General features: G+C 68.1%; 24 protein-coding genes. 13 read left to right on the forward strand and 11 right to left on the reverse strand.

The window, feature by feature from the left end; genetic code table 11:
* Positions 1-22: 22 nt before the first annotated feature.
* The 3 genes from C6I20_RS01915 to zwf all read left to right on the forward strand — a co-directional run bounded on the left by C6I20_RS01915 (position 23) and on the right by zwf (position 3,414).
* Positions 23-1,261 carry an ATP-binding protein gene (locus C6I20_RS01915; RefSeq protein ID WP_118394414.1) on the forward strand — a complete coding sequence of 413 codons (1,239 nt, stop codon included), beginning with the start codon at positions 23-25 and terminating at the stop codon, positions 1,259-1,261.
* Positions 1,258-1,899 carry a response regulator transcription factor gene (locus tag C6I20_RS01920; protein ID WP_118394415.1) on the forward strand — a complete coding sequence of 214 codons (642 nt, stop codon included), beginning with the start codon at positions 1,258-1,260 and terminating at the stop codon, positions 1,897-1,899. The genes C6I20_RS01915 and C6I20_RS01920 overlap by 4 nt, the downstream gene beginning before the upstream one ends.
* Before the next feature lie 78 nt (positions 1,900-1,977).
* Positions 1,978-3,414, forward strand: a complete 1,437-nt coding sequence (zwf, locus tag C6I20_RS01925; protein ID WP_118394416.1) for a glucose-6-phosphate dehydrogenase — start codon at positions 1,978-1,980, stop codon at positions 3,412-3,414.
* A 4-nt stretch (positions 3,415-3,418) separates the two neighbouring features.
* Here zwf and C6I20_RS16985 read toward each other — a convergent pair whose 3' ends face one another.
* From C6I20_RS16985 to C6I20_RS01935, 3 genes are read right to left on the reverse strand one after another with little or no spacing between them, the layout of a single operon-like run.
* Positions 3,419-3,580, reverse strand: coding sequence for a hypothetical protein (locus C6I20_RS16985; RefSeq protein WP_162891065.1), 162 nt, complete (start codon positions 3,578-3,580; stop codon positions 3,419-3,421).
* 33 nt (positions 3,581-3,613) lie between these two features.
* Positions 3,614-3,970, reverse strand: a complete 357-nt coding sequence (locus C6I20_RS01930; RefSeq protein ID WP_118394417.1) for a GntR family transcriptional regulator — start codon at positions 3,968-3,970, stop codon at positions 3,614-3,616.
* Complete coding sequence (locus C6I20_RS01935; RefSeq protein ID WP_118394418.1) at positions 3,967-4,419, reverse strand: GNAT family N-acetyltransferase; 453 nt, start codon at positions 4,417-4,419, stop codon at positions 3,967-3,969. Before C6I20_RS01935 ends, C6I20_RS01930 begins: the two co-directional genes overlap by 4 nt.
* 71 nt (positions 4,420-4,490) lie before the next feature.
* Between C6I20_RS01935 and pcrA the strand changes: the two genes are divergently transcribed.
* Positions 4,491-6,839 carry a DNA helicase PcrA gene (pcrA, locus tag C6I20_RS01940; protein ID WP_118394419.1) on the forward strand — a complete coding sequence of 783 codons (2,349 nt, stop codon included), beginning with the start codon at positions 4,491-4,493 and terminating at the stop codon, positions 6,837-6,839.
* 461 nt (positions 6,840-7,300) lie between these two features.
* Positions 7,301-7,519: a hypothetical protein gene (locus tag C6I20_RS01950; protein ID WP_118394421.1), complete on the forward strand. Its 219-nt coding sequence runs from the start codon at positions 7,301-7,303 to the stop codon at positions 7,517-7,519.
* 167 nt (positions 7,520-7,686) lie between these two features.
* On the opposite strand, the gene C6I20_RS01955 is transcribed toward C6I20_RS01950, so the two are convergent.
* Positions 7,687-8,427: a M23 family metallopeptidase gene (locus C6I20_RS01955; RefSeq protein ID WP_118394422.1), complete on the reverse strand. Its 741-nt coding sequence runs from the start codon at positions 8,425-8,427 to the stop codon at positions 7,687-7,689.
* Positions 8,428-8,644: 217 nt separating this feature from the next.
* On the opposite strand from C6I20_RS01955, the gene C6I20_RS17290 reads away from it, so the two are divergent.
* Positions 8,645-8,929, forward strand: a complete 285-nt coding sequence (locus C6I20_RS17290; RefSeq protein ID WP_216822962.1) for a hypothetical protein — start codon at positions 8,645-8,647, stop codon at positions 8,927-8,929.
* Here the strand turns inward: C6I20_RS17290 and C6I20_RS01965 are convergent.
* Positions 8,886-9,776 (reverse strand): alpha/beta fold hydrolase, encoded by an 891-nt coding sequence (locus C6I20_RS01965; RefSeq protein ID WP_118394423.1) that lies wholly within the window; start codon positions 9,774-9,776, stop codon positions 8,886-8,888. The genes C6I20_RS17290 and C6I20_RS01965 overlap by 44 nt on opposite strands.
* Before the next feature lie 140 nt (positions 9,777-9,916).
* Here C6I20_RS01965 and sucC point away from each other — a divergent pair, with 140 nt between their 5' ends.
* Entirely contained in the window at positions 9,917-11,083 is a 1,167-nt protein-coding gene (sucC, locus tag C6I20_RS01970; RefSeq protein WP_118394424.1) for an ADP-forming succinate--CoA ligase subunit beta, read from the forward strand.
* A 1-nt stretch (position 11,084) separates the two neighbouring features.
* A complete protein-coding gene (gene sucD, locus C6I20_RS01975; RefSeq protein ID WP_118394425.1) occupies positions 11,085-11,966 on the forward strand; it encodes a succinate--CoA ligase subunit alpha in 882 nt (293 codons plus the stop codon).
* A 61-nt stretch (positions 11,967-12,027) separates the two neighbouring features.
* Here the strand turns inward: sucD and C6I20_RS01980 are convergent, their stop codons facing one another.
* Positions 12,028-13,836 carry a hypothetical protein gene (locus C6I20_RS01980; protein WP_118394426.1) on the reverse strand — a complete coding sequence of 603 codons (1,809 nt, stop codon included), beginning with the start codon at positions 13,834-13,836 and terminating at the stop codon, positions 12,028-12,030.
* A gap of 68 nt (positions 13,837-13,904) precedes the next feature.
* On the opposite strand from C6I20_RS01980, the gene C6I20_RS16990 reads away from it, so the two are divergent.
* The 3 genes from C6I20_RS16990 to purH are packed head-to-tail and all read left to right on the forward strand — an operon-like array spanning position 13,905 to position 17,207.
* The gene (locus tag C6I20_RS16990; RefSeq protein ID WP_162891066.1) at positions 13,905-15,119 is read left to right on the forward strand and encodes a DUF6350 family protein; all 1,215 of its coding nucleotides are present in this window, start codon (positions 13,905-13,907) and stop codon (positions 15,117-15,119) included.
* Complete coding sequence (gene purN, locus C6I20_RS01990) at positions 15,022-15,657, forward strand: phosphoribosylglycinamide formyltransferase (RefSeq protein WP_371682655.1); 636 nt, start codon at positions 15,022-15,024, stop codon at positions 15,655-15,657. Before C6I20_RS16990 ends, purN begins: the two co-directional genes overlap by 98 nt.
* A complete protein-coding gene (purH, locus tag C6I20_RS01995; protein ID WP_118394429.1) occupies positions 15,654-17,207 on the forward strand; it encodes a bifunctional phosphoribosylaminoimidazolecarboxamide formyltransferase/IMP cyclohydrolase in 1,554 nt (517 codons plus the stop codon). Before purN ends, purH begins: the two co-directional genes overlap by 4 nt.
* 70 nt (positions 17,208-17,277) lie before the next feature.
* On the opposite strand, the gene C6I20_RS02000 is transcribed toward purH, so the two are convergent.
* Positions 17,278-17,919 (reverse strand): TetR/AcrR family transcriptional regulator, encoded by a 642-nt coding sequence (locus C6I20_RS02000; RefSeq protein ID WP_118394430.1) that lies wholly within the window; start codon positions 17,917-17,919, stop codon positions 17,278-17,280.
* Between the two features lie 66 nt (positions 17,920-17,985).
* On the opposite strand from C6I20_RS02000, the gene C6I20_RS02005 reads away from it, so the two are divergent.
* Together C6I20_RS02005 and C6I20_RS02010 are read left to right on the forward strand one after the other, a co-directional pair.
* Positions 17,986-18,837: a bifunctional methylenetetrahydrofolate dehydrogenase/methenyltetrahydrofolate cyclohydrolase gene (locus C6I20_RS02005; RefSeq protein WP_118394431.1), complete on the forward strand. Its 852-nt coding sequence runs from the start codon at positions 17,986-17,988 to the stop codon at positions 18,835-18,837.
* Positions 18,834-19,109 (forward strand): DUF3017 domain-containing protein, encoded by a 276-nt coding sequence (locus C6I20_RS02010; RefSeq protein WP_118394432.1) that lies wholly within the window; start codon positions 18,834-18,836, stop codon positions 19,107-19,109. Before C6I20_RS02005 ends, C6I20_RS02010 begins: the two co-directional genes overlap by 4 nt.
* A 69-nt stretch (positions 19,110-19,178) precedes the next feature.
* Here the strand turns inward: C6I20_RS02010 and C6I20_RS02015 are convergent, their stop codons facing one another.
* The 4 genes from C6I20_RS02015 to aqpZ all read right to left on the reverse strand — a co-directional run bounded on the left by C6I20_RS02015 (position 19,179) and on the right by aqpZ (position 23,024).
* Entirely contained in the window at positions 19,179-20,168 is a 990-nt protein-coding gene (locus C6I20_RS02015; RefSeq protein WP_118394433.1) for a malate dehydrogenase, read from the reverse strand.
* Positions 20,169-20,276: 108 nt separating this feature from the next.
* Positions 20,277-21,779 carry a catalase gene (locus C6I20_RS02020; protein WP_118394434.1) on the reverse strand — a complete coding sequence of 501 codons (1,503 nt, stop codon included), beginning with the start codon at positions 21,777-21,779 and terminating at the stop codon, positions 20,277-20,279.
* A 27-nt stretch (positions 21,780-21,806) separates the two neighbouring features.
* Positions 21,807-22,250: a Fur family transcriptional regulator gene (locus C6I20_RS02025; protein ID WP_118394435.1), complete on the reverse strand. Its 444-nt coding sequence runs from the start codon at positions 22,248-22,250 to the stop codon at positions 21,807-21,809.
* Positions 22,251-22,316: 66 nt separating this feature from the next.
* Positions 22,317-23,024 (reverse strand): aquaporin Z, encoded by a 708-nt coding sequence (aqpZ, locus tag C6I20_RS02030; RefSeq protein WP_118394436.1) that lies wholly within the window; start codon positions 23,022-23,024, stop codon positions 22,317-22,319.
* Positions 23,025-23,046: the final 22 nt, after the last annotated feature.

A 23,046-nucleotide genomic window follows, 5' to 3' on the forward strand; every position in this document is an offset into this window, starting at 1 on the left:
GCGCACGTGTGACGATCGGGGGGTGACCGAATACCGACGCGCCTACCGACCCGCCGATCGTCGGCTCGTGGGCGGTGTCGCGACGGGGGTGGCCGAGCACTTCGCCGTGCCGGTCATCTACGTCCGGCTGGCGTTCATCGTCGCGACCTGGTTCCACGGCGTCGGCGTCATCGGCTATCTGCTGCTGTGGCGGTTCCTCCCGCTGCGCCGGCCCGACCTGCCACCGGGACTGGAGTCGGCGACCAGACGAGGGCTGCGCACCAGCGGTCGTCCGGGCGCGTTCGAGATCGCCCAGACCCTGGCCCTCGGGGCAGTCGGTGTGGGAGTCCTGGTCGCGATCCAGGCGACCGGTCGGGGCATCGCCGGGGGAGCATTCGCGCCATTGCTGATCGGTGTGGTGGGTCTTGCGGTGATCTGGCGCCAGTTCGACGATGCGGCGTTGAGTCGCTGGATGCGGCAGACGCGTGGCTGGGCGTTCGCGGCCCGAATCGCTGCCGGTGCAGCGCTGGTCGCGACCGCAGGGATCTACTTCATCACCCAGGAGCGCGGCTGGAGCGCCCTCGTCGACGTCGGCTCGGCCGCCGCCATCGCGGTCGTCGGGCTCCTGCTGATCCTCGGGCCGTGGATCACCAAGCTGCTGAGTGACCTGTCGGAAGAACGTCGCGAGCGGGTGCGGTCGCAAGAACGCGCCGACGTCGCCGCGCACCTGCACGACTCGGTGCTGCAGACCCTGGCCCTCCTGCAGAAGAACGCCGGTGACTCAGCGGCTGTGGCGACGCTCGCTCGGCGACAGGAGCGCGAGCTGAGGGCGTGGCTGTATGGCACGGACGAGCAGCCCGGCGACTCGCTGGTCGCTTCCCTGCGAGCCTCCGCGGCGGACGTCGAGGACACTCACCGCGTCCCGGTCGAGGTCATCGCGGTCGGTGACGCCCCCTTGGACCCCGACGTCACGGCGATCGTCAGGGCCGCGCGTGAGGCCATGATCAATGCCGCCAAGCACGCGCATGTCGACCGCATCGACGTCTACTCCGAGACCGACGGACGCACCGTTGAGGTCTTCGTCCGGGACCGGGGGGTCGGCTTCGACCCGGAGGTGATCGCCGAGGATCGCATGGGTGTGCGAGGCTCGATCGTCGACCGGGTCGAGCGGCACGGCGGCACAGCGTCCATCCGCAGCGCTCCGGGCGGGGGCACCGAGGTCGCTCTCAGCGTGCCCGTTCGAACCGCTGACCCGGCCCCGACAGAAGAGGTGAGTCCATGACGACACTGCGCGTCGCGATCGTCGACGACCATGCGATGTTCCGCACGGGCGTCCGGGCCGAGATCCACGGACCGGCGGACGTCGTTGCCGAGGCCGAGGACGTCGACAGCGCGGTCAAGGTCATCGCCGAGACCAAGCCTGACGTCGTGCTGCTCGATGTGCACATGCCCGGTGGCGGGGGGCTCGAGGTGATCCGCCGCCTGCACCTGCGGCACCCCGACATCAAGTTCCTCGCCCTGTCGGTCAGCGATGCGGCCGAGGACGTCATCGGCATCATCCGTGCGGGCGCTCGCGGCTACGTCACCAAGAACATCTCCGGCCCTGAGCTGCTTGATGCGATCAACCGGGTCGCCGCAGGTGACGCGGTCTTCTCCCCACGGCTGGCCGGGTTCGTCCTTGATGCGTTCGCTGGAACCATCGAGGTCGCCCAGATTGACGAGGAGATCGACCGACTCACCGAGCGCGAGCGCGAGGTCATGCGCTTGATCGCCCGCGGCTACGCGTACAAGGAGGTCGCCAAGGAGCTCTTCATCTCGATCAAGACCGTCGAGACGCATGTCTCCAGCGTCCTGCGCAAGCTGCAGCTCTCCAGCCGGCACGAGCTCACGCGTTGGGCCAACGATCGCCGGTTGATCTGAGCGTCCGAGTCCGCAGCGAGACTTGACCCGGCGCCGGGAATTCACCTCAAGGCAATCAGACGGGTCTAGCCTGAGCAGATGGACGAGCCACATCTGATCGTGCTCTTCGGCGCCACGGGCGATCTGGCCCGCCGCAAGTTGCTGCCGGGCATCATGCACCTGCTCCAGTCCGGACTGGTGTCGGACTCCCGCATCATCGGCGTCTCGCTCGACGACTTCGATGACGAGGCGTTCCGCGACTTCGCCGGCGAGGCGTACCGGGAGTTCAGCACCCGTGAGGTCGATGAGGAGAAGTGGCGTGGGTTCGCCCCCAAGCTGTCATATGTCAACGTCAAGGCCGGTCCCGAGGCTCTGGCGGCGGCTGCATCGGTTCTGGAGGCCGAGCTCGGCGGCAGCCCGCGCCGACTGCACTACCTGAGCGTCCCGCCCAAGGCGGCGCTCGACGTCGTGCACACCCTTGCTGCGGCGGACCTGGTCGAGCGGTCCCGCATCATCATGGAGAAGCCTTTCGGCACCGATCTGGTCAGCGCGAAGGCGCTCAACTCGCAGCTCCACGAGGTCTTCGCGGAGGACCAGATCTTTCGCATCGACCACTTTCTGGGCAAGGAAGCAGCGCTCAACATCCTGGCGTTCCGCTTCGCGAACGGCCTGTTCGAGCCGATCTGGAACCGCAACTTCATCGACCACGTCCAGATCGACGTGCCCGAGACACTCTCCGTGGAGGGCCGATCAGGGTTCTACGAGGGCACCGGCGCGTTCAAGGACATGGTCGTGACGCACCTGTTCCAGGTCTTGGCGTTCATGGCGATGGAACCGCCGACGTCGCTGGACTCGGACTCGATCAGCGAGGAGAAGAACAAGGTCTTCCGCTCGATGCTTCCGCTCGAACCGCACAACGTCGTCCGCGGCCAGTACCAGGGCTACCGGGACGAGGAGGGGGTCCCCTCGGACTCCGAGACCGAGACGTTCGTCGCGCTGCGGGCCGAGATCGACAACTGGCGTTGGGCCGGGGTGCCATTCTTCCTGCGCACGGGCAAAAACCTCGCAGAGGGTGCGCGAATCATCTCGATCGCCTTCCGGGAGCCGCCCAAGAGCATGTTCCCGGCCGGCTCGGGGGTCGGCCTCGCCGGACCCGACCACCTGACGTTCGACCTGGCGGACTCCTCGCGGATGTCGCTGTCGTTCTACGGCAAGCGACCGGGTCCGGGCATGCGGCTCGACAAGCTCAGCATGCAGTTCGCGATGCAGGAGACCGAGCGGGCGGGCGAGGTTCTCGAGGCGTACGAGCGACTGATCTACGACGCGATGCGGGGTGAGCGGACACTGTTCACGACCGCGGAAGGCATCGAGCGGCTGTGGGAGATCTCCGAGCCGCTGCTGGCAGATGTGCCGCCCGTGCGGCCATACTCCGGCGGCACCTGGGGGCCCAACTCGGTCCATCAGCTCATCGCGCCGCGGGCCTGGCGGCTGCCGTTCGAGCGCACGTGGCGCAAGCCCAACACCATGGCGGAGTGACGAGCTAGGAGTCGGTGTCGCGGTTCAGCTTGTCCTGAATGTCGTGCCCGGGCAGCCGGGGCGGTGGCTGGTCGGAATGGTCTGGAGAGCCATAGCCGCTGAGCGCCAAGCCCATCAGGCCGAGGCCGACGATGAACAGCAGCAGGAGCACGAGGTGAAAGGGCACGTGCCTACGGTATCCCCGGCGCGCAACGGCCGATCAGTCGCGCCAGTGTCGCTCGACGAGCCGGAGTGCCTCGTCGGCCGAGAGGCCCTGACGGCGGGCGAGCTGGGCGTACGTGGACGCCGCCTCATCGGCCTCGGCATCATGCATCCGCCGGCTGGCGATGAAGGTGCCCGCCCGACCGCGGGTCTCGGTGATGCCGTCAGTCTCGAGCGCGCGGTAGGCCTTGGCGACGGTGTTGGTTGCGAGATCGAGCTCGGCAGCCAGCGCCCGGACGGTCGGCAGCTTGTGACCGGCCTGCAGGGTGCCGTCGGAGGCCTGCCCGGCGATCTGGCGACGTACCTGCTCGAATGGAGGCTCGGTGCTCAGATTGTCGACGGTCACGATGCTCATGTGGGTTCCTGTCGCTCGAGGTGGACGATCGCGAACGCGCGGCCGACGACGTCGGTGGGGTCGCGACGAGTCTCGCCGAAGCCCTGCGAACGGTAGAAGCCGAGTCCGACCGCGTTTCCGGCGTAGACCTCGACGCTGCGCGGCCCGGCCCCATTGGCGACCCGGGTCAGCAGCGCGGGGCCGACGCCCCTGCCCTGCGCCTCTGGATCGATGTAGAGCAGCTCGACGTGGTCGTCGCGGGCGCCGACGAAACCGACCGGGCGGCCGTCGATCGCGGCGAGCCACACGTCCATCGAGGGCAGGAGCAGGTCGCGGATGCGGGGCCGCAGGTCGGCGAGGTGCTCGTCGTCCAGGAACGGGTGGGTCGGCCGGGCGGCGCGCTCCCAGACGTCGGTGAGCGTGTCGAAGTCGGCCTCGCCGGCTGACCGGATGGAGATGGCGCTGTCCATGGCTCGGGAGTCTACGTCCGTGGCGTCCGGCGCGATCGGTGTCTGCGCCGGCGACTAGGCTGGGAGGCACGATGACTTTGCCGTTCCCCGTCCCCTCGGCCGCTCCCGCCAGGACCGCAGACCAGCTGCGCCCGCGCTCCGAGACCCTGCTCGAAGGGCTCAACGAGGCGCAGCAGGCCGCGGTTTCCCACCCCGGCGGACCACTTCTGGTGGTGGCCGGCGCGGGCTCGGGCAAGACCCGCGTCCTGACTCGCCGCATCGCGTGGCTGATCGCCGCCCGGGGAGCTCACCCCGGCTCGATCCTCGCGATTACGTTCACCAACAAAGCCGCGGCCGAGATGCGGTCGCGGGTCGCCGATCTGGTGGGCCCACGCGCCCGCATGATGTGGGTCTCGACGTTCCACTCCGCCTGCGTGCGCATCCTGCGGCGTGAGGCGGACAAGTTCGGGTTCACCTCGACGTTCACGATCTACGACGCGGCCGACCAGCGCCGGCTCATGACGCTGATCTGTCGCGACATGGATCTCGATCCCAAGCGGATCAATCCTCGGGCCGTGCTCAACTGGATCTCCAACCTCAAGAACGAGCTGGTCGACCACGAGGCTGCAGCGGGCCGGGCGCAAAATCCCACTGAGGAGATCTACGCCGAGGCCTATCAGGCGTACCAGCAGCGCCTGCAGGCAGCCAACGCGATGGACTTCGACGACCTGATCATGAACACGGTCCACCTGTTCCAGGCCTGGCCGGACGTGTGCGAGACGTACCGGCGCAGGTTCCGCCACATCCTGGTCGACGAGTACCAGGACACCAACCACGCGCAGTACCAGTTGATCAAGGAGCTGACCGACGACGACTCCGACCTGCTCGTGGTCGGCGACTCGGACCAGTCGATCTATGCCTTCCGGGGCGCCAACATCCGCAACATCCTGGAATTTGAGGATGACTTCCCCAACGCCGCCACGATCCTGCTCGAGCAGAACTACCGCTCGACCCAGACGATCCTGTCCGCGGCCAATGCGGTCATCAGCCGCAACCAGGGCCGCAAGGACAAGCAGCTGTGGTCGGCCGAGGGCGATGGCGAGAAGATCGTCGGCTACGTGGGCGACGACGAGCGCGACGAGGCGCAGTTCATCGCCGACGAGATCGACCGGCTGACCGACGACGACCGGGCCACGGCCAAGGACGTCGCGATCTTCTACCGCACCAACGCGCAGAGCAGAGTCTTCGAGGAAGTGTTCATGCGCGTGGGCCTGCCCTATCGCGTGGTCGGCGGTGTTCGGTTCTACGAGCGCAAAGAGATCAAGGACGCGTTGGCGTACGTCCGGGTGCTGGTCAACCCGCGCGACACGGTCTCGTTGCGGCGGATCATCAACGAGCCCAAGCGCGGTATCGGCGAGCGCGCTGAGGCATCGATCCAGCGGCTCGCGACCGGCGAGGGCATCAGCTTCTGGGAGGCGCTGACCCGCGCCGAGGAGGCGACTGACCTGGCGACGCGCTCGCGCAGCGCGATCCAGGCCTTCACCGCCATGATGTCCGAGCTCATGACGATGGCAGAGTCCGGCGCCCCGGCCGATGCGGTGCTTGAGGCTGCGCTGACTCGTAGTGGTTGCCTCTCGGCGCTCGAGCAGAGCACCGATCCGCAGGACGAGACCCGGGTCGAGAACCTCGCCGAGCTTGTCGCGGTGGCCCGGGAGTTCGTCGTGGGTGCCAGCACGGTCTCCGACGAGCCCGAGGTCGACGAGGATCCCTCGGTCGAGGTCGACGCGATCTCCGATGACCCTGATCTGGCGGTCGGCTCGCTCGCGGCCTTCCTCGAGCAGGTCGCGCTGGTCGCCGATGCTGACCAGATCCCCGACGAGGGCGATGGCGTCGTGACGTTGATGACGCTGCACACCGCCAAGGGACTGGAGTTTCCGGTCGTATTCCTCACGGGCCTCGAGGACGGGGTCTTTCCGCACATGCGGTCGCTCGCCGATACCAAGGAGCTCGAGGAGGAGCGCCGGCTGGCGTACGTCGGCATCACGCGGGCTCGCACCCGTCTCTACGTCACACGCGCTTCGACCCGTTCGGCGTGGGGCGCACCGTCCTACAACCCCCCGTCACGCTTCCTGGACGAGTTGCCCGAGGTGCTGGTCGACTGGCGCCGCCTCGCATCTCCGCCCACGCAGTGGACGCCCAGCTCACCCTCGGCCTCGGCCCAGTCGTCGTTCCGGTCGTCCAACGTCGCGGCCCGGTCCAAGCGGGCGATCCGCGAAGTCATCGCACTGTCGCCCGGTGATCGGGTCAGTCACGACAGCTTCGGTCTGGGCACGGTGGTGTCGGTGGACGGCCAGGGCGACAAGATGCAGGCCTCGGTCGACTTCGGCTCGCAGGGCGTCAAGCGTCTTCTCCTACGCTACGCGCCGGTCGAGAAGCTCTGACCCAACCTCCCACCCCGCGGTTAGTGACGTTTTGCCCCGTCTCGGACTCTGGAACGGTCGAAACCGTCACAAATCGCGAAGGGTGCGGATGCGGGCACGGTCGTAGACCGGGACGGGGCCGACATAGCCAGCATGGGTGAGAGCCTCCCAGACCCGTGCCGCCACCGAGGTGGGATGCGCCATGTCGTCAGCGGTGATGATGATGACTCGCCAACCGGCCGCTTCGAGACGTTCGCGCCGAAGGATGTCGTCAGTGCGCGGTTGGTCTCCGGCTCGGGAAGGCGGCAGGTACCAGCGTCAGTGAGCGTCCGGCCGGGCCCAAGGATGCGCACTCCGCGCAGCACGCGGGGATACAGGGTCCCGATCCGCCGGTGCAGGGCGATGCTCTTCAGCCGGGCCTGGGCGGTCGAGTTGGTCGAGTAGTGCCGGGTCGCGCTGGTGCCCACCGTCACGCCATACCAGTGGAGCGCCAGCGTGTGGCTCAGGCAGACGTCGTCCGGAAGGGCCAGGAGATCAGCCGCGACCGGCACCGTGAGGGTCAGTTCGAGGTCGGCCGCGGCGTAGACGCCGCGATGGATCTTGACGAATCGTCGTCCCTGCAGGATGCGGCGGGGCAGTCGCAGGCGAGCGCCTCGGAGGCGGTGAATGCGCGTCCGCAGATCGTATCGGGGAGCGCCTGACGGGGTGCCATGCCCCGACGTTGCCGAAGCCGGGACAAAAGGTTCCACCGTCACCGCAGCAGATGTGGAGAAGGGAGGGCCCAGAAGACCCTGTGGACACCGCGATTTGTGGCGTGTTCCACCGTTTCGCAACCGGCGACGGTTGAAACCGTCACAAATCGCGAAGGTTAGGGGCGGATGCCGTGCTGAATCAGTACGGGCTCGGGGTTGACCGGGCCACCACCGCTGGGGTGGACCTCGAGGTGCAGGTGCGGGCCGGTCACGTTGCCGGTCGACCCGGTGTAGCCAATCGTCTGGCCGGGATCGACACGGTCGCCGGCCTTGACCACGATGCGGCTCTGGTGGGCGTACCAGATATCGGTGCCGTCGCTCAACGTCACGACGGTGCGGTTGCCGTAGGCGCCCTCGTAACCGGCCGACTTCACGACTCCGGAGGCGACCGACACGATCGTCGAGCCGGAGGGGCCGGCGAGGTCGAGGCCCGTATGGGTCGTGGACCATAGTCCGCTGCGCTGGCCGAATCGTGCCGTCAGGTGGTAGCCGGTGACCGGGAGGACCCACTGGTTCTTGCGCAGGAGGTCGGACTGCTTGTCGACCTTCTTGGCCAGATCTGCCTGGGCCTGGAGCACCTGCTCGGCCTGGAGCTTGGCCTGCTTCTTGACCAGCGACCGGTTGAAGTCGCGGCTCACGTCGACCTGGCCGCCGGAGGTGGAGTCATCGGGACCGATGTAGCTCTGCGAGATGGTCTGATACTTGCTGCTGGACAGCGAGTTGGCGTCTGTCGTGTTGCCGAGGACAGTGGCGCAGAAAGCGGCGAGAACCAGCACGAACGCTCCGGCCATGGCCGGGGTGGGACGGATTCCGCGTTTGCGGGTCTGGCGGCGCGGGGCAGTCCGCTTGCCGGCCATCTTCCGCGAGCTCTCCTGGCGTACATCCAATCGGCGTTTTGGCGCAGATGAACTCACGCGAAAACCTCCAGAAGGATGGCGACAGGACTTCCTGAGCCTAGCCGAACAGAGCAAGCGAGTGAAACCAAATCGACCCGCGGATCTCGAATTGCGGAGAGCCGCGCCTCAGATGTCGACAAAGTGTGACGACCTTCACCCGTGTGGGAGCATCGTCGCCATGGTCAGGGAGCGCATCGTGCTGGGGGCGACCGGCGGCGACGCGGCAGCCCGAGAGGCAGCTCGACGCTTGCGTGACGAGGGCCTGGAGGTCGTGTACGTCGGAGGTCGCCAGACGCCCGAGCAACTCGTCCGCACCGCGATCGCCGAGGATGCGACGGCGCTCGTGGTCGATGCCGATGCCGAGGGGCTGAGCCAGATCGCCGACCTGTGCGAAGCTCTCGGGATAGCCGAGCTGGTCGTCACGCTTCTTGACGATCCTCGAGCCGCGCCTCGATGTCGGTGACGAAGGCGCGGACGGCGTCTGCGACGAGCCCGGGCTGGGACTGAACGACCCAGTGCCCCGCCACGACATCGACACGTCGTACGTCCGGCGCGAACTCGGCGACGTCGGCGTAGATCGCCGGCGAGAGGAACGAGTCCTTGGTCGGCACCACCAGCTGGACCGGGACGGCCGTGGTGCCTCGGGTGAAGCTCAGGCCGTTGGCACGGTAGAGGTTGACGCCGTGGCGGAAGTCTTCATCGAACGTCCGGCCCCAGTGACCGTCACCGAGCTTCTGCCCGTGCGCGAGCAGAGCACGGATGCGGCCGCCGAAGCGTCGGGCGATGAGCTCAGGCAGAAGCGGGGTCTGGAACGCCACGACGTACCAGGAGTGCGCGACCTGCCGCCCGACGGCGCCGAAGTGTCGATGCGCGATGCCGTCACGCAGGAAGTGCCCGAACAGGTCGAGCCCCGGGCCGCTGATCGAGGTGTAGGAGAGGATCCGTCCGGTCAGTCGGGCGTCTGTGGCCTCGCGCATGACCGCCCCCCACAACTGCACCGACCCCCAGTCGTGGCCCACGAGGTGAACCGCTCCGCCATCGGGCTGCACGTGTTCGATGACCGCGGCGAGATCGCCGATCAGCTTGCTCATCCGATACCCCGAGCGAGAGGTGGGGGCCGTGGACCCGCCGGCACCCCGCACGTCGTACGTCACGACCCGGAAGTCCGGCGCCAGCAACGGGACCACCCGGTCCCAGACCTGCTGGTTGTCGGGGAAGCCGTGGACCAGGATCGCGACCGGAGCGTCGTCTCGTCCCTCGACCCGGACACTCAGCTGGACGTCGGACGACGAGATGGTCTGGATGGTCAACGAATTCCTCGGGGGAAGGGTGTGACGAAGCCAACGCGCGTGAAGGACGGGTTACGGGCTAGAGTCGCAAAGGCTCGATTACTGTCGGCCGTCGGCCGGCTCCCGAGCGTATCGGACGTCAACAGAGGACGGACTCCACCGTGGATTTGATGGAATACCAGGCGAAGGAGCTCTTCGCGAAGCACGATGTACCGGTCACCACCGGCATTGTCGCCAACACCCCGGACGAGGCGAGGGCCGCTGCAGAGCAGCTCGGCGTCGTCGTCGTCAAGGCGCAGGTCAAGGCCGGCGGACGCGGCAAGGCTGGCGGCGTCAAGCTGGCCAAGACACCAGATGAGGCGTTCGAGCATGCTTCGAACATCCTCGGCATGGAGATCAAGGGCCTGACGGTCAACCGGGTGCTCATTGCTCCGGCCGCGAGCATCGTCGAGGAGTACTACTTCTCGTTCCTGCTCGACCGCGCCAACCGCAGCTACCTGTGCATTGCCAGCGTCGAGGGTGGTGTCGAGATCGAAGAGGTCGCCAAGACCAACCCCGACGCGGTCAAGCAGATCCCGATCGACGCCGGCACCGGTGTCGACGAGGCCAAGGCGCGCTCGATCGTCGCCGAGGCAGGCTTCCCCGAGGTCCTCACCGAGCAGGCCGTCAAGACGGTCATGACGCTGTGGAAGACCTTCGTGGAAGAGGACGCCACGCTGGTCGAGGTCAACCCGCTCGCTCGCCTCGAGGGAGACATCCTCGAGGCGCTCGACGGCAAGGTCTCCCTGGACGAGAACGCCGAGTTCCGTCACGCGGACCACGCAGCGTTCGAGGACAAGGACGCGGCCGACCCGCTCGAGGCCAAGGCCAAGGCCAAGGGGCTCAACTACGTCAAGCTCGACGGTGCTGTCGGCATCATCGGCAACGGCGCCGGCCTGGTCATGTCGACCCTGGACGTCGTCGCGTACGCCGGTGAGGCGCACGGCGGCGTCAAGCCCGCCAACTTCCTGGACATCGGCGGGGGAGCGTCGGCGCAGGTCATGGCCGACGGTCTCGACGTCATCCTGAACGATGAGCAGGTCAAGTCCGTGTTCGTCAACGTCTTCGGCGGGATCACGTCGTGCGACGCGGTCGCCAACGGCATCGTCGGCGCGCTGGACATCCTCGGCGACGAGGCCTCCAAGCCGCTCGTCGTCCGTCTCGACGGCAACAATGTCGAGGAGGGGCGCCGGATCCTCAACGAGCGCAACCACCCGCTCGTGACCCTGGTGGACACGATGGACGGCGCGGCTGACCGCGCCGCCGAGCTCGCGAACGAAGGAGCCTGACATGTCGATCTTCCTGAACAAGGACTCCAAGGTCATCGTCCAGGGCATCACCGGCGGCGAAGGCACCAAGCACACCGCCCTGATGCTCAAGGCCGGCACCAACGTCGTCGGTGGCGTCAACGCCCGCAAGGCCGGCACGACAGTCACCCACGGTGACGTCGAGCTCCCGGTCTTCGGGACCGTTGCCGAAGCGATCGAGAAGACCGGCGCCGACGTGTCGGTCGTCTTCGTGCCGCCGGCGTTCACCAAGGACGCCGTCATCGAGGCCATCGACGCCGGGATCGGCCTGCTGGTGATCATCACCGAGGGCGTGCCGATCCAGGACAGCGCCGAGTTCTGGGCCTACGCCCAGGGCAAGCAGACACGGATCATCGGTCCGAACTGCCCCGGCATCATCACGCCGGGCGAGGCGCTCGCGGGCATCACGCCGGCGACGATCTCCGGCAGCGGTCCGATCGGTCTGGTCTCGAAGTCGGGCACCCTGACCTACCAGATGATGTTCGAGCTGCGGGACCTCGGCTTCACGACGGCCATCGGCATCGGCGGCGACCCGATCATCGGGACGACGCACATCGACGCCCTCGAGGCGTTCGAAGCTGATCCCGACACCAAGGCGATCGTGATGATCGGCGAGATCGGTGGTGACGCCGAGGAGAAGGCTGCTGAGTACATCAAGGCGCACGTCACCAAGCCGGTCGTCGGCTACGTCGCGGGCTTCACCGCCCCCGAGGGCAAGACGATGGGCCACGCCGGCGCGATCGTCGCCGACGGTGCGGGCACCGCGCAGGGCAAGAAGGAAGCCCTCGAGGCTGCAGGCGTCAAGGTCGGCAAGACGCCGTCCGAGACTGCCGAGCTGATGCGGGAGATCCTCAAGGGTCTCTGACCCCGTACGACAGGAAGCCCCCTTCGCCTTCGGGCGGAGGGGGCTTCGTCGTCAGCAGGGACTACTCGGCGTACTTCAGCCGCGTCGCGGCCCGGGTGGCCAGCGCGGCGAACGTCGACTGCTTGATGTCGTACGAGCCGGCCGGGGTGAAGGTCACCTGCGCGACTTCAGAGCCGCGGCGGATCAGTGCCGTCCGGTAGTAGGTGCGCTTGCCCTTGTTGATCTCCAGGCCCACGCGCCACACGTCGCCGGAGAACTCCGGACCCTCGAAAGACTCCTTCTGGTCGATCTTGGCCGAGAGGTTGTCGTCGGAACAGGAATTCATCCGCTGGCTGACCTTCTTGACGAACGCCTTGGCCTTCTTGGCCGACGCGAAGCGTCCGACGGTCTCGGCGACGCCGAACTGGTCGGGCAGGGTGGTGGCCTGATAGAGCACGTAGATCCGCGCGTCGCTCTCGGCGTCCGCGCCGGCGAAGTCCGCCTTGTCGCACTGAGTGGCTGCAGGGTTGGTCTTGGCCGACACCGGGGCCGCCGCCCAGACCTTGTCGACGTCGCCGATCGGTGGCAGGTCGACGATGCCCAGGAAGCCGGGCGCATCGGTCGTGGGTGGCGGGTCGGTCCGCATGACCTGGATCGTGTCGGTGCACTTGCCGCCGCTGTCCTTGCACACCTTGGCGACCGAGTCGTTGAGCGTGCGCGCGAAGGCCTGCACCGTGGGGCCTTCCTTGCCGTCCGCTTCGTGGACCAGGGTGCTGGTGATGGTCCCGGAGTGGCTGAAGCCGACCGTGAAGGTGCGCTGCGGGGAGCGGTGCGAGCGGAGCTTGAGGATCTGGAAGTCGCCGAAGGGGCGCTGCACGGTGTAGGCCGAGACGAGCTGGACGCGTGGGTGCTCGCAGTCGGAGTACCACTGGACGAGCCGGTCGTACGCCTGCGAGGCGATCTCGGCGCTTCGAGAGACCTCGATCGACTGGGCCACCCGCTCGTTGGTGGTCCCGGTGGCCGTAAAGGTGCGCACGAAGACCTTGAGCGGGTCCTTGTCGGCATAGCGCTTGGTCGGGCAGGTGGCGTACGGCGTGGTGTTGTCGACGTTCTCGTCGGTGCCGTCGATCTTCCAGCGGCTCTCGGGGTCGAGGGCGCTGACCTGGGCGGCGGTCAGCAGGTTGCCCGCGTCGATCTTCTCCGCGTCGAGGATCACGTCCGACTGCTCGGCGCCGATCTTCTCGCGGTGCGGAAGGCTGCTTCCGCTGGCCAGGGCGTCGCCGTCGGTCACGACGAATCCGCCGCCCAGGATGATCGCGATCGCCGCGGCGACAAGCAGGACCGTGTTGCGCTGGCGTCCACGCTTGGCGGCGTTGCGCACTGTCCCTGCGGGAGGTATGGCAAGCGACGCGGTCGCCGATCCGAGGGCATGCATGCGTCGCTCGATGACGTCGATGCCTTGCCGGAGCGAGGCCTCGAGGCTCGACAGCGCCGTCGTGACGCTCTCGATGCCTTCCTCGGCCGGGACGCCGACCTCGCGAGAGGCCTCTTCGAGGTCGGTGTTGCCGAGCGTCATGAGGACGATCAGACGACGGTCGTCAATGCTCAGCTCGCCGAGGGCCTCGAGCAGCTGGGTGTCACCGTCCTCCTCGTGCTTGCGCCGCAGCGGGTGGGTGCCTCGGCTGAGGGCCGTGAGCTTCCAGGCCTCGTTGCGTACGTAGCTGAGCGGGTGAAGGTCGCGGATCTTGGACCAGTCACGCCAGGCGCGGCGGTAGGCGTCGACGGTCGCCTCGAACGCGACCTGCCGATCTCCGCAGACCGCATAGGTGACTTCGACCGCCTTGGAGAAGGTCACCGTGTAAAAGCTGTTGAACTCATCGACTCGAGTCATGTCCCAGCCTCCTTCGACGTCCGGCGTGCCTGTCCACAACGCCGTAACTTTACAGGTTGGATGAAGGGGTGCCCCCGTCCGTCGAGCCCTCCTACCTCCGACCCGCGTTCCTGACTGCCGCTCTGGGGGCAGTTCTGTCGCTCTTGGTCTCCGCCGGGTTTGTGCTCGTCTCGGGCGGTTCGAGCGGTTCGTCACTGATCTCGCTCGCGCGGGCGACAGCCCGGACCTGGCTCGTCGCAGTCGGCTCGGGGATCGATGCCGGCTCGGTCTCGTTCGGGCTGGTGCCGATCGGCGCGACTCTGCTCTGCGTCGTCCTGGTCGCCCGCGCAGCCGCGTGGGTCGTGGGGGAGCCGCTCGACGACTTGGCCGCCTACACGGCGACGACCGCTGGGGCGTACGGCGTCATCGCCGTCATCGCCTCGGCGGCCTCGGCGTCCGGAGACGTGTCGACCTCGGTCGTGCGAGCTGCTGTCGGCGCCTTCCTGGTCGGCGGGCTCGGCGCCGCGTGGGGCGTCACGCGGCGGCACGGGCAGGCCGAACGCTTCTGGTTCACGGTCTCGGACGACGTGCGCCTCGCGACCCGGGCCGCAGTGCCAGGGGTCGTGGTGGTGCTGGCCTCGGCCGCCGCGATCGTCATCGTGCAGCTCGCGCGCAACGTGGACCGCGCTGGCGACATCTGGGCGCGGCTCGATCCGGGCACGGGTGGCGGCGTCGCGCTACTTGCCGGCTGCCTCCTGGCCGTGCCGACGTTGGTCTTGTGGACGGCGTCGGTGCTGATCGGGCCTGGTTTCATGCTCGGCACCGACACCTCGGTCGACCTGTCCGGATCGCAGCTCGGCAACGTCCCCGGATTCCCGATGCTGGCGGCGCTGCCCAGCCCGGGCTCGTTCCCTGCCTGGGTGGCTGTGCTGGGTGTCGTGCCTCTTCTCGCCGGGATGGTGGCGGGCTGGCGAGTCGCCCCTGGTCGTCGCGACGGTGTCACGGCACGCGTGGCGCTGGGTGCCGCGGCCGGAGCGATTGCAGGCTTCGTGCTGGGCGTGCTCGTCGGTGTGTCCGGAGGAGCTGTCGGCCCGGGCCGCATGGCCGACGCCGGACCATCTGTCCTCACCCCGCTGTTGGTGGCGGTGCCCGTCATGGCGGTGGGCGGCGCGCTCGGCGCTGCCTTGGCCCACTATCGTGGAGACCGTGCCTCACAGCCAGCGGACGCCAGCTCGACTGGTCGTCCTAGTCTCTGGCGGCGGCACCAACCTGCAGGCGCTGCTCGACGCGGCAGCAAGTCCTGACTACGGCGCCGAGATCGTCGCGGTCGGGTCGGACCGGCACGGGATCGAGGGCCTGGCCCGTGCAGAGCGGCACGGCGTGGAGACTTTCGTTCTTCCGGTCTCCTCGTTTGACGACCGGGCGGCATGGGACGTGGCGCTGGCCGAGGCTGTCACGGTGTACGAGCCCGACCTCGTCGTACTTGCGGGTTTCATGAAGTTGACCGGCCCGGCCTTCCTGGCTTTGTTCGGCGGCCGCACGCTCAACACGCACCCGGCGCTGTCGCCGGCCTTTCCGGGCATGCACGGGCCTCGTGACGCCCTGGCGTACGGCGTCAAGGTCAGCGGCGCGACGTTGTTCGTCGTCGACGAAGGGGTCGACACCGGCCCGATCGTCGCGCAGGTCGCGGTCCCGGTGCTCGACGACGACGACGAGTCGACCCTGCACGAACGCATCAAGACCAGCGAGCGGGCCATGCTCGTCGAATGGGTCGGCAAGCTGGCACGCGAAGACTTCCACCTCGATGACCGGGCCGTACGGCCCGGAGGAGCGAATCCATGACCGAATCACCCCGTCCACTCAAGCGAGCCCTCGTCTCGGTCTATGACAAGACTGGTCTCGAGGACCTGGCCCGCGATCTGCATGCCGCCGGCGTCTCGATCGTCTCGACCGGCTCGACTGCCAAGACCATCGAATCCGCTGGGGTGCCAGTGACCCCGGTCGAGGAGCTCACAGGCTTCCCCGAGTGCCTCGATGGGCGGGTCAAGACGCTGCACCCGCGGGTGCACGCCGGGATCCTGGCCGACCTTCGCCTCGATGACCACGTCCGGCAGCTCGCCGAGCTGGAGATCGAGCCGTTCGACCTGGTGATCGTCAACCTCTATCCGTTCCTCGAGACCGTGAAGTCCGGCGCCACGCCTGACGAGTGCGTCGAGCAGATCGACATCGGCGGACCGTCGATGGTTCGCGCGGCGGCCAAGAATCACCCGAGTGTCGCTGTGGTCGTCTCGCCCGGGGCGTACGACGACGTACGGGCCGCCATCGCCGCTGGCGGCTTCACGTTGACCCAGCGCAAGCGGCTCGCCGGCCAGGCGTTCGCCCACACCGCGGCGTACGACGTCGCGGTCGCGTCGTGGTTCGCCAACGCGTACGCCCCCGCAGAGGACAACTGGCCCGAGTTCGCTGCCGAGGCGTGGCAGAAGTCAGCAGTCCTGCGCTACGGCGAGAACCCGCACCAGCAGGCCGCGCTCTACACCGACGGTTCCGGTGGGCTCGCCGAGGCGGAGCAGCTGCACGGCAAAGCGATGTCGTACAACAACTACCTCGACACCGACGCCGCCCGCCGCGCCGCCTATGACTTCGACCTGCCCGCCGTGGCCATCATCAAGCACGCCAATCCGTGTGGTGTCGCGGTTGGCGCTGACGTCGCCGAGGCACACGCTCGGGCGCACGCCTGCGACCCTGTGTCGGCCTTCGGCGGTGTGATCGCGACCAACCGTCCGGTCAGCGTCGCGATGGCCGAGCAGGTCGCCGAGGTGTTCACCGAGGTCATCGTGGCCCCGGACTTCGAGCCGGGTGCCGTCGAGGTGCTGCAGGGCAAGAAGAACATCCGCGTCCTGCGCTGCGCCGACGGCGACCGCACGATGGGCGAGTTTCGACAGATCAGCGGCGGGGTGGTCGTGCAGATGCGTGACCACGTCGACGCTGAGGGCGATGTGCCTTCGACCTGGACCCTGGTTGCTGGCGAGCCCGCCGACGAGGCGACCCTCGCCGATCTTGAGTTCGCGTGGACCGCGTGCCGTTCGGTCAAGTCCAACGCGATCTTGCTGGCCAAGGACGGCGCCTCAGTCGGCGTCGGCATGGGTCAGGTCAACCGGGTCGACTCGTGCAAGCTCGCGGTCGAACGGGCGGGCTCCGAGCGGGCTACTGGCTCGGTTGCGGCCTCGGACGCGTTCTTCCCGTTCGCTGACGGCCTACAGGTGCTGCTGGACGCGGGCGTCTCGGCAGTCGTGCAACCGGGCGGCTCGGTTCGTGACGACGAGTCGATCGCGGCGGCCAGCGCTGCCGGCGTGACGATGTACTTCACCGGAACGCGCCACTTCTTCCACTGACCGTTCGCCCCACCCTGAGCCTGACGTTTCTGCTCACCCGCCCCGGCGTGTTGCCGCAGGAACGTCAGGCTCAGCGGGGGCGGAGGTTTTTGAGGGCGTGGTCGGCCACTTCGGGGCCGAGCACGTGCGCGGCGAGCAGGTTGCGGATGGCCGCTGTGAGCAGCTGGGCCTCCGCCGGATCGGTGTAGCGGCCGGACTGGCGTCGCATCGCGGTGCCGGTCAGCAGCGCGACGATCGTTGCGGCCAGTGGTGCGGGGTCGGCCAGGCCCATCCGAGCGAGCATCGTGGCGGCGAGCGCCTCAAAGGCCTCCACCGAACGCAGTGAGCTCTCACGCAGCTCGGGCGTACGTGCCGCGGCGAGGAAGATCGACAGCTCAAGCGCTGCGACGTCGGGCCCGCGGACCGAGAAGACGTGTGAGAGGAACTGCTCCGTGTCGTCCAGGCTCAAGGACGTGTCGAGGCCGACCTGGGCCAACGCCTCCAGCTCACGGGTCCAGCTCTCCAGATGGGCGCCGAGTGCGTCGCGGATCAGCTCGTCGATCGACTCGAAGTAGTACGTCGTGGTCGCCGGGGGCAGCCCGGCACGGGCCGCGACGGCGCGGTGCGTGATCGCCCGCGAACCACCCTCGGCGAACAGCTCGATCGCCGCGGCCAGCAGCTCGTCGCGCCTCAGGCGGCTGCGTTCCTGCGACAACTGCGCACGAATGGCCATGCAACGAGTGTATGACGGCCGGACCGCCGGCCTTCCGCTCAGCGCGGGCGTGAAACACTCGTCGTTGTGACGGCGCAGATTCTCGACGGCAAGGCGGCAGCGTCCGCGATCAAAGGTGAGTTGCGCGTACGCGTGGCAGCCCTCCGGGACAAGGGCGTCGTGCCCGGGCTCGGCACGATCCTGGTCGGCAACGACCCGGGTAGCCAGTGGTACGTCGCGGGCAAGCACCGCGACTGTGCCGAGGTCGGCATCGAGTCGTTGCGCATCGACCTCCCGGACACCGCGACGCAGGCCGAGGTCGAGGCCGCCGTCGACCAGCTCAACGCTGACCCGACGTGCACGGGCTACATCGTCCAGCTGCCGCTGCCCAAGGGGCTGGACGAGAACGCCGTGATCGGCCGGATCGACCCGGCCAAGGACGCCGACGGCCTGCACCCGACCAACCTTGGTTGGCTCGTGCTGGGCAAGGAGGCGCCCCTGCCGTGCACGCCGCGGGGCATCATCGAGCTCTTGCGCCGCCACGATGTGCCGATCGCCGGCCAGCACGTCGTCGTCGTGGGTCGTGGCATCACGGTCGGCAGGCCCATGGGCCTGCTGCTGACTCGGCGCAGTGAGAACGCCACCGTGACGCTGTGCCACACCGGTACGCGTGACCTCGCCGCCGAAGTCATTCGCGCCGACATCGTGATCGCCGCGGCTGGAGTGCCCGGCATCATCCGTGCCGACATGGTCAAGCCCGGCGCCGCCCTGCTGGACGTCGGCGTGAGTCGTGACGAGAACGGCATCGTCGGCGATGTCGACCCCGCCGCGTACGACGTGGCCGGTTGGATCTCGCCGAACCCCGGGGGAGTGGGCCCCATGACGCGCGCGATGCTGCTGGCCAATGTCGTCGAGACGACTGAGCGGCTGAACCCGTGATCGGACCGCGCAGCCGGGGATCGCAGCTCTACCTGCTGCACCTGCTTGCGGTCCTCGTCGGCCTGGTCCTCGTCGTGGCCGGGCCATGGCGAGTCGGGATCATCCTGATCGGCGTCGCCTTCGTGGTGGGCGCCGTGGCGCGGTCGTTCGTCCCGATCAGCCACACCGGGATGCTGCGCGTCCGCGGCAAGGCCTTCGACGTGTTCTGGATGACGACGCTGGGCGTCGCGCTGGTTGTGCTCGCGATTGTGATCCCCGGACAGTCCGGCTGAACGAAGAAGTGGCCCCGGGCCCACGCCGGACAGAGGTCCGACGCGGAGCCGAGGCCACCGGGATCTGACTCAGATCAGTCCGAGCTCCCTGACCGCGTCGCGCTCCTCGGTCAGCTCGGCAGCGGTCGCATCCATGCGGCCACGCGAGAAGTCGTCGATCTCGAGACCCTGGACGATCTCCCAGTCGCCGTTCTTCGTCGTGACGGGGTAGGAGTAGATCAGGCCCTCGGGAACGCCGTACGACCCATCGGACACGACCGCCATGGAGGCCCAGTCGCCCTCAGGCGTGCCGTGCAGCCAGTCGCGGGCGGCGTCGATCGTCGCTGAGGCGGCCGAGGCAGCCGATGACGAGCCCCGCGCTTCGATGATCGCCGCGCCGCGCTTGGCGACGGTCGGGATGAAGTCGTTCTCGATCCAGGCCTGGTCTCCCACGGTCTCGGCGGCATTCCGGCCGGCGATCTCGGCGTGGAAGAGGTCGGGGTACTGCGTCGCGGAGTGGTTGCCCCAGATCGTCATCTTGGTGATGTCGGTGACGGAGGCGCCGGTCTTGGCCGCGAGCTGCGAGATGGCCCGGTTGTGGTCGAGGCGGGTCAGTGCGCTGAACCGCTCCTTGGGGATGTCGGGGGCGTTGGTCATCGCGATCAGCGCGTTGGTGTTCGCCGGGTTGCCGGTGACGCCGATGCGGACGTTGTCGGCGGCGACGGCGTTGAGTGCCTTGCCCTGGGCGGTGAAGATCGCACCGTTGGCTTCCAGCAGATCGCCGCGCTCCATGCCGGGACCGCGGGGGCGGGCGCCGACGAGCAGCGCGAGATTGACGCCGTCAAAGATCGTGTTGGCGTCGTCACCGATCTCGACTCCGGCGAGGGTCGGGAACGCGCAGTCGTCGAGCTCCATGACGACACCCTCGAGCGCCTTGAGCGCGGGGGTGATCTCGAGCAGCTGGAGCTGGATCGGGGTGTTAGGGCCGAGCAGGGCGCCGCTGGCGAGGCGGAAGAGAAGGCTGTAGCCAATCTGGCCGGCTGCGCCGGTGACGGCGACCTTGACGGGGGGTGTGCTCACGGGGTGCTCCTTGGACGGTGCGGAAATCTGGGAGATACCTTTCGAAACTAGCGCAGCCGCCCCCGGGGATCTCCCCGGGGGCGGCTGCGCACTACCTGTTTGTCGAGGTCAGTCGTTGGCCGCGCCCATGCCGGGTGCGGTCATGGTGCCGGACGTGCGCACGGCGTCCTCGATCCGCTTGCCGGTGTCGGCGTCGACGCTCTTCCAGTAGGCGAAGGCGCGTTCGAGCACGTCACCGGTGACGCCGCCGAGCGCGCCACTGACGGTCTCGACGAAAGCGTCGCGCTGAGCGTCGTTCCACACCTCGCGGACGAGCGTGCCGGCCTGGCCGAAGTCGTCGTCCTCGGCGTGCAGGACGTACGCGCTGCGCACGATCTCGGTGTCGGTCTCCCAGCCGTCCTCCGCGGGCCCGGTCGTGTCGGACCAGCCGCGGCCTTCGCTGTTGGGGGCGTACACGGGCGCGGCACCGGAGTGCTCGTAGGCCATCTGGCCGTCGAACAGGTAGCTGTCGACCCGGACTCCGTCCTTGGGACGGTTGACCGGCAGCTGGTGGAAGTTGGTGCCGATGCGGTTGCGCTGGGCGTCGTTGTAGGCGAACGCACGACCCAGCAGCATCTTGTCGGGCGAGAGGCCGATGCCGGGCACGGTGTTGCCGGGGGAGAAGGCCGCCTGCTCGATCTGAGCGAAGAAGTTGTCGGGGTTGCGGTTGAGGGTGAACTTCCCGACCGGGATCAGCGGGTAGTCAGCGTGCGGCCACACCTTGGTCAGGTCGAACGGGTTGAACCGGTAGTCCGCGGCATCGGCGAACGGCATGATCTGCACCGACACCTTCCAGCTCGGGAAGTCGCCCTTCTTGATGGCCTCGAACAGGTCCTCGCGGTGGAAGTCGGCGTTCTCGCCGGCGACCTTGGCCGCCTCCTCGTTGCTGAAGAACTCCATGCCCTGCTCGGTGTGGAAGTGGTACTTGACCCAGAACTTCTCGCCGGCGGCATTGACCCACATGTACGTGTGCGAGCCGTAGCCGTTCTGGTGTCGCCACGTGCGGGGCAGGCCACGCTCGCCCATCAGGTACGTGACCTGGTGGGCCGACTCCGGGTTGAGCGTCCAGAAATCCCACTGCATCTGGCCCGAGCGAAGGCCCGAGTCGGGCAGGCGCTTCTGGCTACGGATGAAGTGCGGGAACTTCATCGAGTCGCGCAGGAAGAAGACCGGGGTGTTGTTGCCGACGAGGTCGTAGTTGCCCTCGTCGGTGTAGAACTTCATCGAGAACCCGCGCACGTCGCGCCAGGTGTCGGGGCTGCCGAGCTCGCCGGCGACGGTCGAGAAGCGGAGCAGGAGGTCGGTGTTCGCGCCGGGCTGGAACAGCGAGGCCTTGGTGTACTGGGAGACGTCCTCGGTCACCTCCATGGTGCCGAAGGCGCCGGCACCCTTGGCGTGCGGGCGACGCTCAGGAACGTTCTCCCGGTTGAAGTGCGCCATCTGCTCGAGGAAGTGCACGTCGTGCAGCAGCAGCGGTCCGTTGGCGCCGACGCTAAGAGTGTTGCGGTCGCTGGGCGCAGGTGCGCCGACTCCGGTGGTCGAGCCCGTGGAGGGGCGAGGTGTCTCGGTCATGAGTTCTCCTTCAGTGGGTGTGCGGTTTCAGTGACCGGACTGACATGTGGGGCACAGGCCCCAGAACGTCACTTCGGCCTGGTCGATGGCAAATCCGTGTGACTGCGATGGAGTGAGGCACGGGGCCTCGCCCGTCGCGCAGTCGACATCCTCGACGGCACTGCATGAGGTGCAGACGAGGTGGTGGTGGTTGTCGCCGGTGCGCCGTTCGTACAACGCCGACGATCCGGCCGGCTCGATGCGGCGCAGCAGGCCCGCGTCGGTCAGCGAGCCGAGCACTCCGTAGACCGCCTGCACCGAGGTCGTCGGCAGGTCGTCGAGGACCGTCCGGAAGATCGTGTCGGCGCCCGAGTGGGGCTGTGTCGTCAGGGCGGCCAGGACCGCAACCCGCGGGGTTGTGACCCTCAGCCCGGCCCGTTGCAACTCAGCGCGCAGCTCGGCCGGATCGGCGGAGAGCTGGGTCGGGGACATGACTCCGACACTAGTCGTTCTTTTGAATCAGTCAAGACAGCAGCATTCGTGATCTGGGTCCACTCGTCAGTCGTGATCCTCGCCGACGATCAGTACGTGGGTGATGCCGGCGATCGCTGCGCCGATGACCGGCGCGAGGATGAACACCCAGACCTGGGAGAGCGCATCGTTGCCAGCGAACCAGGCAACACCCAGCGACCGCGCCGGGTTGACCGACGTACCGTCGACCGGAATCGAGATCAGATGGATCAGGGTCAGCGCGAGGCCGATCGCCAGGCCGGAGAAGCCGACCGCGGCCCTCTTCGCGGTCGCGCCGAAGATCACGTACAGGAAGAACGCGGTCAGCACGATCTCGGTGATGATCACCGCGAGCAGGCTGTAGCCGCCAGGTGACCGGTCGCCGTACCCGTTCGTGCCGAAGCCGCTGGCCCGGGCGTCGAAGGCGTCGGCGCCGGATGCGATCGCGAGAATGACCGCGCCAGCGACTGTCGCGCCGACGATTTGCGCTGCGAAGTAGCCGGGCGCGTCCTTCCAGTCGAAGCGTCTGGCCGTGGCCAGGCCCACGGTCACCGCGGGGTTGAAGTGGCCGCCGGAGATGTGGCCGAAGGCGTAGGCGCCGGTCACCACGGTCAGGCCGAAGGCCAGGGCGATACCGAGCGTGCCGACCCCGCTGCTGCTTCCGGCGAGCACTGCCGTGCCGACTCCGCCGAGCACGAGCCAGAACGTGCCGAGCGTCTCGGCGCCGAGGCGGTGGGACATCGTGGGAGCGGACATGGGAGCCTCCTGCATGGGTGTG

The organism is Aeromicrobium sp. A1-2 (genome assembly GCF_003443875.1).
GTDB lineage: Bacteria > Actinomycetota > Actinomycetes > Propionibacteriales > Nocardioidaceae > Aeromicrobium.